3 protein-coding genes are annotated in these 15,784 nt (G+C 66.1%); 1 reads left to right on the top strand and 2 read right to left on the bottom strand.

Annotated elements, in window-relative coordinates:
• Positions 1-129: 129 nt before the first annotated feature.
• Entirely contained in the window at positions 130-13,395 is a 13,266-nt protein-coding gene (locus ACTZWT_RS23680; protein WP_444772135.1) for a filamentous haemagglutinin family protein, read from the top strand.
• 184 nt (positions 13,396-13,579) lie between these two features.
• Here ACTZWT_RS23680 and ACTZWT_RS23675 read toward each other — a convergent pair whose 3' ends face one another.
• Entirely contained in the window at positions 13,580-14,356 is a 777-nt protein-coding gene (locus tag ACTZWT_RS23675; RefSeq protein ID WP_444772134.1) for an FkbM family methyltransferase, read from the bottom strand.
• 93 nt (positions 14,357-14,449) lie between these two features.
• Positions 14,450-15,781 carry an acyltransferase family protein gene (locus tag ACTZWT_RS23670; protein ID WP_444772133.1) on the bottom strand — a complete coding sequence of 444 codons (1,332 nt, stop codon included), beginning with the start codon at positions 15,779-15,781 and terminating at the stop codon, positions 14,450-14,452.
• Positions 15,782-15,784: the final 3 nt, after the last annotated feature.

The following is a 15,784-nucleotide window of genomic DNA, read 5'->3' as shown; positions in this document are numbered from 1 at the left end:
CGCCCAGATCGCAGGGCGCCATTCGGTCGAAAGGCCGGCTGGCCGCGTACGCATGTTGTGTGATGCGGCCGGGAGTATGCCTTGAAGCGCGATCAATCACAGTCGGCTCTTCTGCCGGGAACTTCGCATTTGGCGTATCGCACTCTGTTGCTGTGCGGTGCCAGCCTGTTCGCCTTGATGGTGTCGTGCGCGAAGGCCGATGCCAGAGGCATGAATTCGATCTCCAGTGCCGCGCCCTCGGCGGCGGCGCAAGAGGCCGCGACCGCCGCCGCCGCCCAGGCGGCCGGTGCAGCGGCGCGAGCGCGGCTGTCGCTCGACCGCGCTGCCGCCGCACTCGCCGCGATGCGCAAGGCGCAGCAGGAAGCCGCCGCCATCGCCGCCCAGCCGACGCTCGCCAATGGCAGCGCCATTCCCAGCGGCGTCGCCATCGGCGGCCTGATGCCGACCGGCGGCGTCACCGCCGGCAATTCCTGCGGCGCATCCTGCACGACGCTGCAACTCAACGCGCCGGCCTCGTTCAACGGCGCCAGTTCGCAACTGACCCAGACCGTCAGCGACGGCAAGACCAACGTCAATGTCACCCAGACCGCCAAGCAGGCGATCTACAACTGGGACAGCTTCAATATCAGCTACGACACAAGGCTGAACTTCAACCAGCAGGCGTCGGACTGGATCGCGCTCAATCGGGTCAATCCCGAGACCTCGCCCAACCTGTTCCTGCAGAACGCCGCCGCGAACAACGGCAGGAGCAATCCGTCCTATATCAACGGCCAGATCAACGCGCCGGGTGCGGTCTATGTGATCAACCGCAACGGCATCATTTTCGGCGCCGGCGCCCAGATCAACGTCCAGTCGCTGGTGGCGTCGACGCTCGACGTCGGCAAGCTGGGGGATGATCAGGGTGATCGCGATTTTCATTTTCTCAATACGGGTATCGGCAACCCGTTCTCGTTCTCGCTGTTCGATCCGAACGGGGGAGCCAATTCGACGCTCATTCCCGGCAACGTAACGGTCGAAGCGGGGGCGTCGATCACCGCCAGGATCGCGACCGACATCGTCCCGCAGGGGGCCCCGGGCTTCATCTATTTGTTCGGCGCCAACGTCGCCAATTACGGCACCCTGACGGCGCCGCAAGGCGAGGTCGCGATGGCGGCCTCGCGCGCCATCACGCTGACGCCGGGAACATACAGCGCGGCGGATTTCCCAAGCCGCGTGCTGCCGAGCGGCGTGACGTTCCGCGGCACCGGGCTGCAGCTGCAGAATTACGGGATCACCTACAGCAACGGAAATCCCAGCCCGACCGTCTATTTCCGGGACGACGTCAATCACATCGTGACCGGAGAAGTCACCCATGGCGGTCTGATCGAGACCCGGCAGGGCGTCACCACGCTCGCCGGCGATCGGGTGTCGGTCGGCAATCTGCTGGACGCTGCCGGCAATCCGGTCCGCGACACCGCAGGTTCGCTGGTCCGCGGGGTGATCTCGGCCGACACCAGTATCGACCGCAACAGCATGGTGCTGCTCTACGCCGCCACCAGCGTCAGGATGGACGGCGTCATCAGCGTGCTGCCCTATGACGACGGCAACACGCTGCCGACGCTGAGCGGCGCCGCGACCGATAGCACCTCCAGCACGGTCCAGAGCTTCATGCCGGCCTTCGTCGAGATGGTCGGGCAGCTCGACACCACGATCGGCGCAAATGGACTCGTCTCCGCGCCGTCCGCCTCGGTGTCGCTGAAAGCCGTCAAACTCGGAGGGCAAGGCGTCAAGCAGACCCGTCAGCTCTTTAACGGCAACCCAGGCACCCAGCAGGCTGAAGTCAAGCCGAGCCTCAACGGTGCGCAACAGGTCGTGCTGACCGGAAACGGTCCGGACGGGCCGGGCGCGACCATCGACGTCGCCGGACTTCAGGATGTCGTCTTGCCGGCGTCGTACAATTTCGTCTCGTTCGAGCCGCGCGCCGAATTCGCCGACATGCCGCTGCAGCGCGATGGCGTTCTGTACGGCGAAACGCTGTGGATCGACATCCGCGCCTCCGGCACCCGCAGCGACGGCACCACCTGGGTCGGCACCCCGCTCGCCGACGCCAGCGGCTATGTCAACGCCAAGGGCCGCAGCATCTATCAACTGATGACCGCCGGCGGCACCGTCGACATCGGGACTGAACTCGGTGACGCCAATGGCGGCACGACGGCGACGGGCCGGCAGGTCGTGCTGGGCAGCGGCTCCGTGGTCAATGTCGCCGGCGGCAACATCACATATCTGCCCGGCATGGTCCCGACCACGCGCCTGATCGGCATCGACGGCCGGATCTACACGATGGCCAAGGCCAATCCGGACATGATCTATGTCGGGATCTTCGGCCGGTTCACCGTCGATCATGCGCGCTGGGGCGCTCCGGAAAGCTGGACGCTCGGGTCGCAGTCCTATCAGCCCGGCTACACCGAGGGCCGCGACGCCGGCGGCGTCACCGTGACCACCATCAATCCGCAGCTCAATCTCGGCAACGAGTTCTATTTCGGATCGGTCGCCGGTCAGCGCCAGATCAATCTGGGCCGCGCGCCATCCGATCTCACCGACTACACCAGCGGCAGCGCGGTGACGCGGCCGACGGCGCTGCAGGCCAGCGGCGACGAATTGCCGTCGCAGGGCTATCTGGTCCTCAACACCCCCTCGAGCGTCCAGATCGGGTCGACGCCATCGGCGCATTTCGACACCAACAACGCGCTGACCCTGCTGTCGGACGAGACCCTGTCGAGCTACGGGCTGAGCGCGCTTTCGATCAATGCCTATGACCTCGTGCTGTCGTCCGGCAGCGCGATCAACCTTGCGGCGGGCGGGCATTTCGGAGCCTTGATCGGAGGCGCGATCGACATTGCGGGCTCGATCACGGCGCCGGGCGGAACGATCGATCTTCGTACCGCGAGGCATGAGTTCCACGAACGCGTGTTCGCCGTTCCGAACCCGGATCCAACCCAGAGAACGGCAGACGGCGTACTGGGCTATGTGACGACCGCCCCCGCTCCGCTCGTCGCCCCGACGTCGAACGGCGTCACAATTGGCGCGGATATCTTCGTCGGAGGCCAGCTCGACGTCAGCGGGCGCTTCGTCAACGACACCGGCAAGCTCGGCCTCGACGCCGCGGGCCCCGCCTTCATCGACGGCGGCTCGATCTCGATCAGCACCACCAAGGACAGCCTGAACCGGCGCGACACCACGGGCAGCATCCTGCTGGCGCAAGGCAGTGTGCTCGACGTGTCGAGCGGGGCTTACATCTCGCCCCGCGGCAAGCTGAAGACGGCAGCGAACGGCGTCATCGCCGGCAAGGGCGGCAGCATCTCGCTTGTCCTCTACAAGGGGACGTACGATCTGCCGACGAATCAAAACAACCCGAATCCGTATGCGCCGTCACCGGGCAGCACGCAGGCGATCGTGCAACTCGACGGAACGCTGCGTGCCTATGGATTCGAAAGCAACGGCAGCCTGCGGCTGGGGCTGGCCGATACGGTGCGGATCGGCGGAGCTTTGGCGGCGGGTGAAACGTCGACGGTCAAGGTCGGTGGAGAAACAACGATCCCTGTCGCTCTGCTCAACGATGGAGGATTCGGGTCGTACACAATCGAAAGCGTTGCCGATGGCCGGCTGAACGACGACGACAGTGCTGTTGCCGGTACCACGCCGAGCATCGTCGTCTCGTCCAACCTGAATTTGCGGCAGGTCAATTTTGCAGATTCCGTCAACTACGCGGAATTCGGGACGGGCACCAAGCTCGGCAGCGAGGCGTCGCAGGCGCCGGATACGCGGCTGGCTTACTTGCCGGATGATCTGCGCAAGCCGGTCGACCTGACGCTGCGCGCCGACAACATCCTGCTCGATGAAGGCGCCTCGATCGTCACCGATCCGCAGGCGGCGCTCAACCTGAGCGGCAGCCCGAACCGCGCGCTCAGATCCGGCCAAGCACTCTACGATCGCGATACGCTCGCCCAGAACGTGCTGCTGCGCGGCAGCATCGTCGATCATGGCGGCACTCTGACCATCAATGCGGTGCGAACCTGGCTCGACGCCTGGCACCAGCAGCAGGCGCGGATCGACCTGTCCGGCACCTTCATCGCAGACTCGCGGTTCGGCCTGCCCGGCGGTCCGATGACGAGCGGAACGATCATTTCGGGCGGCACGCTGACGATCGAGTCCGGGCCGCTCACGGCAGTGAAAGACAGCAATCCCGTGCCCGGTATCGCCACCGGCGGATCGTCCTATGTGGTCGCCGGCGACGGGCTGCAGGTCGACGTCTCCGGCTATGCCGGCTTCATCTCCGTCGCCAGCGGCCGGACCATCTCGCCCTATTGGGCCTGGGGCGACGCCGGCTCGGTCAGCGTGAATTCCGGGGCGTTCCTGTGGAACGGCTCGTTTGCCGCTTTGGGCGGCCGCTATCGCGACGCCGGCGGCGTCTTCGCCGCAGATCCGCGGGCCAATGGCGGCACCATCATTCTCGGCGGCGCACCGCTCACTCTGGCGCAGAGCTTCGACGCGTTGCGGCTGCCCGAGGCGCCCGCCACTGCGACCGGGCTCCTGTCGTGGGCCCAGCTCTCGCAGAGCGTCGGGACCGCGCTGACGGTGTCGGCGGCGGTCGACCGGCTCGCGGCCTTCGAAAATGTGTATTTGTACTCCGGCGGCGCCAATGGCGGCGCGGCGCGGATCTTCAACGATATCAGCGGTAACACCGCCACTCCCACTCTCGGCGATCTCGGGCTGCAGCCGCTCACCATCTCCGGGGCGCTGGACTGGTCGGTCGCCAATCGCCTCGAGATCGCGGCGTCCTTGATCCTGAGCTTTGCGAACGGCAGCAATGTCGCGTTCTCTGCGCCCTATGTGCTGCTGACCGGCGGCGCCGGCGCCGCCAGCCAGGGCACCAATACGCTCACGGTCACCGCGCAGACGATCGATGTCGAGGGCGCCGCCTTCGCCGGCTTCCGTCAGGTGAATCTGCTGAGCGCCGGGGATATTCGCCTCAGCACGCCGAAAGTGGCCAACCTCGTCGATTCCGCGACCGATCTCGTCAAGAGCCCTTCCAGCTTCTCCGGCAAGCTGTCGGCCTACGGCGATATCCTGCTGTCCGGTCAGCGCATCTATCCGGTATCGGCGGTCGATTTCACGATCCAGAGCAGCGCCGGCGACGTGACGTTCAGGGCCCCGGCCGGCAGCGACACCACGATTCCCCTGTCTGCCGGTGGCAGCCTCACCGTCACCGCGGCGAATATCGATCAGGGCGGCAATCTGTTCGCGCCGCTCGGCCGGATCGTGCTCACCGGCGGCACCGGCACCAACGCCGATGGAAGCCCGCAGGGGGTTACGCTGCGGCCGGGCAGCCTGACGTCGCTGACGCTTGCCGACACCATCGTGCCCTATGGCGCCACCTCGGACGGCACCAACTGGTACTACAATTCGAGCCTGAACCCGCTGACCGCTCCGCCGGCCAAGGGCCTGACGCTCGGCGGCGCCAGCGTCGCGGTGGCCGAGGGCGCGGTGATCGACGTCCGCGGCGGCGGCGATCTGCAGGCGACCGAATGGATCCAGGGCAGCGGCGGCTCGCACGATACGTTGACGACGATCAATGGCGGGCTCAAGACCGGGTCCGGCGCGGGACCGGTCGTTTACGCGCTGGTGCCGACCAGCAACGACTCGGTCGCGGCGTTCGATATCCACTTCACCGCGGCGAGCCGTCTCGACGCGCCAGGCCAGGACGGAGTCAAGTTCACGCTGCCGAGCGGGCAGGTGGTGTATCTCCAGTCCGGCGATGTCTACCCGCTGGCGGGGACCCAGATCACCATCGCCGGCGGCGGCGGAATTGCAGCCGGCACCTACACGCTCTATCCGGCGCACTACGCGACGCTGCCGGGCGCGATGCGCGTCACCTATTACGGCGACAATGTCGGGCGCAACGTCGCGTCGGGGACCACCTTGATGGATGGCACGGTGCTGGTCAGCGGCCAGTACACCCAGTCGACCTCGTCGCTGAAGCAGTCATCCGGCGAGGCGCTGTTCGCGGTGCAGGGCAATTCGGTCTGGCAGCGCTACAGCGAATATTCCTTCAACGGCGCCAATGCCTATTTCACCCAGCGAGCGAAAAGCGACGGCACGGTGGTGCCGCGGCTGCCGATCGACGCCGGCCGCATGGCGGTGCTGGCCCAGCAGCAGATTCTCCTCGCCGGCGTGGCATTGACCCGGCCGGCATCGGGCGGGCGCGGCGGCGAGCTCGATATCGCGGCCGACAAGCTCGCCGTGGTCGGCCACAATCAGTATCTCGACAAGAACAACGGCGCCTCCGTTCCGTCCGGCTATGTCGCGCTCGACGTCTCCCAGCTCAATAATTTCGGTTTCGGCAGCATCCTGATCGGCGGCATGCGCAGCGACGTCGATCCGGCCACCGGGACGTTGATCACGCCGACCGCGACCAATGTTCTGGTCGACACCCGGGGCGAGGCGTTTGCGGCGCCGGAGATCCTGCTGGTGGCCGGGGCGGGCGCGTGGCAGACGATCAGCACCACGCTCGCCGTCGGCTCGGGCTTCGTCAACGTGCCGCTCGCGGTCTACGGGCCGCTGCCCGGCGAAGGGACCGTCACGGTCAAGTCCGGAAGCATCATCGAGAACGTCGGGAGCTTCGAAGGCGGCGCAGGGCGGAACTACTATTTCGCCACACCCGACGGCGCCGACCAGATCGCAGAGCAGATCGCCGCGGCGCTGGGAGGAACGCTGGACTCGACCGGGACCGTCATCACCGGCGCCGATCTCACCAAGCTGAACTCGACCTGGTACTGGAACAGCTTCCACAATTCCAGGGCGCAGGCCGGCCTGTCCGGCTCGTATGTGCCCGGGCTCGGCGCGCTGTTCGCGGCGACCACCGACGGCAAGCTCAGCGTCTCGGGGCCGACCGGCGTCACCATGCCGGAGCTGACCATCCGGTTCGCCGACGTTCGGGCCGGAGCGATCGCCAACGTGCCGGTCTCGGGCGCGGTGAAGGCGCTGGATGGCGGCGTCGGCCAGGTCGTGCTGCCGTCCGGCGATGCCGGCAGCGTCAGCATCGAAGCGGGCGCCCGCATCTCGGCCGGCACGGTGACGATCCAGGCGACGAAGTCGAGCAAGGCGATCGAGTTTGCGCCGGGTGACCTGCATGCGGAGCGTCTCACTCTGGCGGCGCGCACCATCGGCCTCGGCGCCGATGCGCTGGCGCCCGTCAGCGTGGCGCTGCCCAGCGGCGCCCAGTTCGACGTCCAGACGCTCGCCCTCAAGACCCTGCTGGGCGGCGCCATCACCGTCTACGGCGACTTCGCTCCGGGTCCGAGAGTCGTGAGCCTGACGATGGACACCGGCGCCATCCTGGCGGCATCGGGCAGCGGCAACGCCCTGATCTCGCTCGAGACGGGATCGATCGCGCTGTCGAACGTCGGCAATTCCGGGCCGCCCGCGGGATTGCCCGTGGCGAACGGCGCCAGCCTCACCTTCGCGGCGGACGAGGTCGTGTTCGGCAACGGCGCGCAACGGATCGCCGGCTATTCGGACGTGAATTTCGTTGCGAGTGACGGCATGACGGTCGCCGGCACGGGGATGCTGACGCTCGGCACCGGCACCGATCAGGTCGACCTGTCGGTTTACACGCCATCCGTCCTGGTCACGGGCGGGGCCGTCAACGGCTTCACCTTCAACGCCAACGGCGTCGCCACCTTCACCGACGTGGTCGCGCGCAGCGGCGTGACGTCACGCCCCGACGACAGCGGCGAGCTCGGCGGCAACATCGTGATCATCGGCCATCGCGTTGCCGTCGGCACCACCATCCAGGCCCAGGCCGGCACCATTGTGCTCGAAGCCACCGGGATCGACGCCGTCAATCCGGACGGCAGCACGGCTGAAGCGGTCAGGCTGCTCGACGGCGCCTATCTCGCCGCCGGCGGCTACAAGCAGACGCTGGTCGATACCGATGTGCATGTGGCCGGCGGCAAGGTGCTGCTGCAGGCCGACAGCGGCGGCGCCGGCAGCGTCCGCACCGCCGCGACCAGCGTGATCGACGTGGCGCAGCCGGTGGACGGCGTCGGCTATGGCGGCCAGGTGCAGATCTCGGCGGTGGCCGGCCGCGCGGTGCTGCTCGGCGAGCTGAAAGGGCAGGGCGGCCCCGGCCTCGGCGGACGTTTCGAGGTCGACGCCAAGTCGCTTCAGCTCGGGGCCGGCTATGTCGATGACGTGATGCTGGATGGTCTGGCTGCCCGGCTGCTGGCCGGCGGCCTCACCGGCGCGATCGATATCCATACCCGCACCGGCAATCTGACGCTGTCGGCCGGCTCCACGCTGAAGGCCAACGCCGTCACGCTGACGACCGACGACAGTACGTGGGACAGCGCGGACCCATCCCGGCAGTTCGGCCAGATCACCATTCAGGGCACGATCGACGCCAGCGGCTATGCCGGCGCCACCGCCGACGGCTCCGGCCAGGCCGGCGGCCAGGTCGGCCTCTATGCCGCCAACCAGGTGACTCTCGGCGGCACCTCGTTCATCAACGCCTCGACGCTGCACAGCGACGAGCGCGGCGGCGACGTCACCATCGGCATTCCGTGGGCGGCGGCGGGCAAGATCCGGCTGCAATCCGGGATGCGGATCGACGTCTCGGGCGGCACCAAGGGCGGCCTGAGCGGCGGCACCGTGCTGTTCCGGGCGCCGGTCGACGGCAACAGCGACGCCAAGATCGTCGCCATCGACGCCGCCGGCAACGAACTGCCGACCATCAGCGGCAGCGACATCCACATCAACGGCGCGCGCGCCGTCAACGTCGAAGGCTTCATCGCCTTCGACACCGTCGGCAGCAGATACGGCATCGACGGCTCGAGCCTGGGAGACGGCAACGGCGTTTGGGATGGACTCATCGATCCGGCTGGCCTCTATGACTCGAGTGGTAATGCGGTGCTGGACGGGAGATGGACCAACGTCACGGGCGCAACCATCGCGATGGTAGACGCAGGCCAATACCAATCGGCGACGGCGACGGTCGTCTTGTACAGTGGCGTTGGTATTGTCCAGATCTTGAGCGGCGTTCAGTTGGTCCCGGACGGCCAAGGTCGCTACATGTTCAGCTCGACCAATTTGCTCAGTTCAATTCAACGGGCCGGCATTTCGGCGAGTGCTCTAGCGACCGTGAACCGGATCGTGATCGCCGGCAATAGCCCAATCAGGGCAGCGAATTTTTCGATTCAGACGGGTTCGAACTTCACCGGACAGACCATCAAGCAGGCGGACGGAACTTACTTATTTCGGCCGGACATTACTGGCTTGCTTGTGTTCGGCACCTATAATTCGGCCAGCCCGCAGACGTCCACCGGGACGTTCATCCCGACGCCGTATCACGCCCCGTTCTTCGCCGAAACCCTGGTCAAATTCACCCAGGGCGACCTGGTCCTGAACGGGCAGAACTATGGCTTCGACAATCTGATCAGCCGGCTGTCGCCGCTGGCCCAGGATCTCGGCGCCGGCGTCGTGCATGTCCGGCCGGGCGTTGAACTGGTCAACTCCAGCACGTCGAAGAATGCCGGCGACATCACCGTCAAGCAGAACTGGAATCTGGCTTCCGGCGCGGCCTACAATCTGCAGTCCAACGGCACCAACGGCACGAAATACGTTCACACCTACGACAATGCCAATGTCGCGCAGCAGAGCTACGTCACCTTCGACTATCGGCTGGTCGCGGACTACGGGACCGGTGCCAGGTCGATCGAGGCGGGCGCACTGACGCTGCGGGCGATCAACGACGTCAGGGTCGACGCCTCGATTTCGGACGGCTTCTTCCAGTTCCGGAATTATCAGGACAGCAGCTATGTCAATTCGCTTGCCAGCTATCTTGCGACTGCGCAAAAGAGAGGGACGGATCCGACCAAGAACGAACTGATCGATCCGACCTATCTGTTCTGGCTGAATTCGTCGTCTCAGGTTCCGGTCGCGCCGTATCGCGGGCAGGCGAACGGCATCAGCCCCTCGTCGGTCGATCTCTCCGCCGCGGACCTGTTCCCGAATCAGCTCCGCGTCTGCGTAGAGAATTGCGGCAGCGCCAACAGCGTCGGCACGACGCCGTCGAACGCGGAGATCGTCACGGTCACCGATCCCGGCTCCTGGAGCTATCGGCTGGTCGCCGGCGCCGATCTCGCCAGCAGCAATCCCGACGCGGTGCAGCCGCTGGCTTCGTCGATCTACAGGCCGGGCGTCACACAATCCAACGCGGTCCGCAGCGTGATCGTCGACAAGCACGTTTCGTATACGCAGTCGCTCTATACCGGTGCGGGCACGACGACAACGACGGTCAATCTGTCGACCATGGTGCGCACCGGCACCGGCGACATCACGGTCGCTGCCGGCAACAGCGTCGTGCTGGCCGATATCACCGCGCCCGGCGTGATCTACGCCGCCGGCGTGAATACGCCGCGGCTGTCCGATCCTGGGTATAAGACCGTGAACGGCGCTGTGGTGGTCGGCAACACCAGCAGCGATCCCAATCAGTTGTTCTTCGAGCCGCAAGTTCTGCTGAACGGCTTCTCCACGTCGGCAGGGACCGTGGCCTACGGCCCGCCGACCGCGGCCGCCTTCCCGCACAAGGGCGGCGACGTCGTGGTCGACGCGCAATGGGACATCGTCGGCTATAGCGGCACCGGTTCGAAGACCACCTATCAATACTACAAGCCGTGGCTGGTGGCCGACGCCGAACTGACGCCGGCGACCACAGCCGGGGCTTCGTCAATCGACGTCCGCGGCCAGGGCGTGTTCCAGCCGTACGGAACCAGCATCGCCTCCCAGACCGCATGGTGGATCCAGTACGGCAGTTTCCAGCAGGGTTTCCTCAGTGCCGGCGGCAACGTGACGGCGCGGGCCGGGCGGGACCTCATTGACGTGTCGATCTCGCTGCCGACCACAGGCCGGGTCAGCGGCGGCCTCACCGCGACTTCGACCCCGGTGACGCATGTCTACGACAGCGGCAACATGGTGGTCAGCGCCGGCCGCGATATCCTGGGCGGGTCATTCTATGAAGGGTCGGGGCATGCCGTCATCACGGCGGGACGGTCGATCGGGGCCACTGTCAACAAGCTGACCATCGGCAGACTCACGGTGGACAACACGCCGCTTCTGGCGGTCGATCTCGGCCGGATTCAGCTCTCGGCGGTCGGTTCGATCGCAATGGCCGGCGTGATCAATCCGGCGGCTCAGCATCGACAGCAGGGAAGTCTTGCCAACGACAATTCGAGCAATAACAACCTCACGCCGATCTACATGGATACGTATGGTCCTGACAGCAGTGTCGGCCTGATGGCGACGGCCGGCGATCTGGTCATCGGGGTTTCTCCGACGGCGGTCGCGGGCACCGGTGGATCGGCGGTGTATCCTGCCAGCTTCGAGGCGATCGCAACCGGTGGCGACATCATCACGACCGGATTGAATCTATCGAGCGCCCAGTTCGGGCCTGTTGCAGGTATGGTCCTGAGCGGCTCCGAGCACGGCGAGTTCCAGCTGTTGGCGCAGGGCAGCATCGATCTGACCTTCGGCGTCGCCACCGGGGCGCAGGCGCCGAACATCTCCGCCGGCCCGGCGCTGCTGGACAAGGCGTTCGATCCGTTCCGGCCGGCCGCCTGGGTGGGCACCCATGCCGGCGACAGCAGCTATGGCGGGGCCTATAGCGGCGCCGTGCTGGCGCATGCCGACGACGCGGCGATCGCCCGAATCTACGCCGCGACCGGGGACATCGTCGCCGCGGCCTATACCGATCCGGGTTCGGGCGCGATCAATCGCGTCGAGATCAACCGGCCGGTGCAGGTGTATGCCGGTGGTGACATCACCGATCTGAACCTGCTGGCGCAGAATATCCGCGCGAGCGATGTCAGCAGCGTCGTCGCAGGAGATGATATTTCCTACACCGGCCTCAATATCGGCGGCGGACTGCAGATCGCGGGTCCAGGCTTCTTCGTGGTCGAGGCCGGCGGCGATCTCGGGCCGTTCCTGCCGGTGGCCTACGATGTGTCAGGCAAGGTGGTCTCGCAGCAAGGCATCATTTCGGTCGCCAATGCCAGCGCGAGCCCGGTCGGTAATTACTACCGACGGCCGAACCAATACGGCGGACGCACCGGGATCTACAATTCCGCGCTGCTCGGCCCCAGTTCGAAGCAGCGACGCAACGCGCTGCTCGGCTCCGAAGGCGCCGACCTCGTCATCAAGTTCGGCGTCAAGAACGGCATCAACTATCAGGGCGTGTTCGACACCTATGTCGATCCGGCCGCCGCGTCGCTGGTCGAGCACAATTACTACGACGAAATGTTGGCGTTCCTCGGCCGCATCGGCACGGCGGCAGGGAGCGACCCGCTGGCGACCTTCAAGGCGCTGCCGCGGGCCCTGCAGCAGATCTTCCTCGGCGAGGTCTATGTCGCGGAATTGAAGGCTGTCGCCAAGAGCGGCGATGCGGATCAGATCGCGCGCGGCTACCGCATCGTCGAGACCATGTTCCCGACCAGCTACGGCTACGGCGATCGCTCGGTCAAGAACAACCTCGACCTGCTGCACGCCACCATCCAGACCAAGCTCGGCGGCGACATTTCGATCTTCGGCCCGCAGGGCGACATCATCGTCGGGTCGCTCGCCCCCGAGCCGAATCCGAAGCTGAAGCTCAGCGATATCGGCATCCTCACGCTCGGGGGAGGCGACATCAACACCTTCACCGACGGCAGCGTGCTGGTGAATTCGAGCCGCGTCTTCACCACCCAGGGCGGCGACATCCTGATGTGGAGCTCCAACGGCGATCTCGACGCCGGCCGCGGTGCGAAGACCACGCTGTCGCAACCGCCGCTTCATGTGGAGTTCGACGCCAACGACTATCAGTCGGTCGACCTCAGCGGCTTCGTCAGCGGTGCCGGCATCGGCGTCCTCAAATCCTCGAAGGTCGCGAGAAGCGCGAGCCTGTATCTGCTGGCGCCCCGCGGCAGGATCGACTTCGGTACCGCCGGCGTCCGTTCGTCGGGCGAGGTCTATGTCGTCGCGCCGGTCGTCGTGAACAGCGGAAATATCTCCGCCGCAGGCCCGGTGACCGGCGTGCCGAGCTTCTCGCTGCCGAGCCTCAGCGGTTCGCTCGCGACATCCGGCAACGCAGCGGGGGCGGCCTCGCGAACCGAACAGCCCACCGCCAGCGGCAACAGCGGACAGGCCTCGATCTTCATCGTCGAAGTGGTCGGCTATGGCGGCGGCGACGGCCGCGCCGGCCCGGCGCCATCGTCAGGCAGCGAGACGTCTGCGCCGAACGGGGCCGCCTCGGAGCCGCCGACCGGCTCTGGAACCCCGGGCTCCGACCGGAACAAGGACTCCAAAAAGGACGAGGAGCAGCGATAGCGGGCGCCCGTGCGGCGGGCGTGCGCTAGAGCGTTCATTGTTTGATTGAAGCGATATGTCCCTTGCCGGATAAACTGACTCCTCGAGACGTGCCCGTGTCTCGCCCCCGTGTCTCCCGGGAGCCCGATCTTCGAGCAGAATTCATGGCCTCGCGGGACGCGATGATTCAGATGTGGAAACAGAGTTACGTTGCTGGTTCCAGCAGAGCCGGAAAAGCTCGGTCGCCGCCGCCGGCTGTCGCCGATGCGCGCGGCGGCCATTCCGAGCGGACATAGAGGAAGTCGGCCTGGGTCGGCCCGATGCCGGCCGCGAAGAAGTGATTGTAGACGCCGCGCAGCGCGAAGCCGTGCTTGTCCAGGAACGTCGTGATCTCGCTGGCGAGCGGCTGCTGCTCGTAAAGCATGACGAAGGAGACTTCCGTATAGATCGCATCGATCATCGGAAGCACGCTGACCGCGCCCGCGATGACATCGAGCTCGCCGCCCTGCACATCCAGCTTCATCAGGATCGGTCGGGGCAGCGCCGCGACGTCGAGAACGTCGGTCAGCCGCGCGACCTGAACCTTGATCGAACCGGTCAGCGTCACGCCGCTTGCGGCCTGCTGGCTCGCCCCCGGGCGGAACAACGATGAGCTGTCGCGCTTGGAGGTGACGTGAAAGGTCGCCTCGCCCTGCGCGGCGCCGAGCGCCACCGGATGACAGGTCAACGGCGCAGCGACGACTGATTGCAGCAACCGCCGTTCGGGCTCCAGCGGTTCGAAGGCGTGGATCTCGGCCTTTGGAAACCGCTGCCGCACCAGTAGCGAGAACTGCCCGCGATTGGCGCCCACGTCGATCAGCGTGCCGACCGCAATATCGTCGAACAGTCTGCCGTGCTCGAGCGCCGGCATCACCCGGCGCAGCAGAGCCGGCCAGAACACGGGCTGGGCAGCGGCAGCGAGATATTTCACGTACCTGTTCATGAGCCCGTCTCCGCTTCAGAACCAGTCCGGTCGGACGCCCGACAGGGCTCGATCCGATGACCGGCTGAAGTTCCGAGCAAGCGGATCGCGAATCTAGCCGACATGCTCACGAAATCGTTCAGTGACGGCAATCGTAGCGGGTTGTGGCGACGGCTGGGAGACAGCGGCCTCTGGGGCCGCCGCCGGTTTGCGCCCAAGGCGCAGTGCACTGGCCCACAGGCGTCGAGCGGCGCTGGCGAGTTCGGACGGCCAGTTGGCTCGCATGCAGGGCCGCTCGATCAGGGCATAGAAGATCAAGCCGATGCCGATGCAGGCCGGGACCAGCACTGCCCAGCACAGCGCGGTCGCGACCAGCAGGGAGTCGGGATGAAGGTAGCGCTCCAGCACGCTGGCCATCGCATGCATCAGCGGAAGATGCAGCAGATAGATCGAGTAGCAGGCACCGCCGATCAACGCGACCCACGGCGATGCCAGCAGCACGCGACTGGTGGTGCCGCGTGCGGCGCCGAGAAACACCAGGAAGATGCAGCTCGCCCGGGCGAAAGCGTTCAGGCTGCCGAGCGCGATCGCGAGCGTGGGTTCGGAATAGCCGAGTTGGATGTTCCTGAGCTCGACGGTGCCGGTGAGCATCATGCCGATGTATCCGACCACGAGCATGACGTCGTAGCGCCGTCGCGGGATCTGTTCGAACGGCCTGACCGCGACCGAATAGTCGCACACCAGCACGCCGAGGATGAAGCCGTAGCTCTCGCCGAACAGGGTGTGCCGAGCCGGGTGTTCGAACGGAAGCTGGTGCCGCAGCGTCTCACCGAGGACGATCAGCGCCAACAGCGCGCAGCCGCCGAACCACAGCCGCAGCGTGCGATTCTTGATCGACAGATAGGCCATGATGAGGAACGGAGCCATCATATAGAACTGCACCTCGCGCTCCAGCGTCCAGGCCGGCGGATTGAGCCGCGGGCTCTGGCCGAAGATGAGGCCGTGCGAATAGGTCAGGCTGGCGGCGAGGCTCTGCCACAACGGAGCCTCGGTGAAGGTGAAGTTCGGCGCGCTGGCTGGCGTGTACAGGCTGAGGATGACGAAGCAGCCGATCATCACCACGAAATAAGGCGGCTCCAGCCGCAGCAGGCGCCGCTTGTAGAAATGCGACAGCTTCGGTGGTCGCCCGGCGAGAAACGGATAGGCGATGATGTAGCCGCTGATGAAGAAGAACAGCGTCACGGCGAATCCGGCGAACGGGAACCAGGCGGTGATCAGCGCCTCGCCGGCTGCGGGATCCGGCGACATCCGGCCGGCGCGCAGACCGGAGTGGAAGAACAGGATCGGCATCACCGACAGGAACCGAAGCCCGTCGATCTGAGGGACATAGGCGCCTCCGGACGTCACCCGTCTCAGGCGCTGCGGCAGATCCGATAGCAAGCTCATGAG

The organism is Rhodopseudomonas sp. NSM (genome assembly GCF_052445935.1).
Lineage (GTDB): Bacteria > Pseudomonadota > Alphaproteobacteria > Rhizobiales > Xanthobacteraceae > Rhodopseudomonas.
This window is presented reverse-complemented; position numbering and strand designations above follow the sequence as displayed.

Bases quoted from the DNA above. Each gene is read 5' to 3' on its own strand.
- ACTZWT_RS23675 (WP_444772134.1), bottom strand. From the start codon at position 14,356: ATGAACAGGTACGTGAAATATCTCGCTGCCGCTGCCCAGCCCGTGTTC.
- ACTZWT_RS23670 (WP_444772133.1), bottom strand. From the start codon at position 15,781: ATGAGCTTGCTATCGGATCTGCCGCAGCGCCTGAGACGGGTGACGTCC.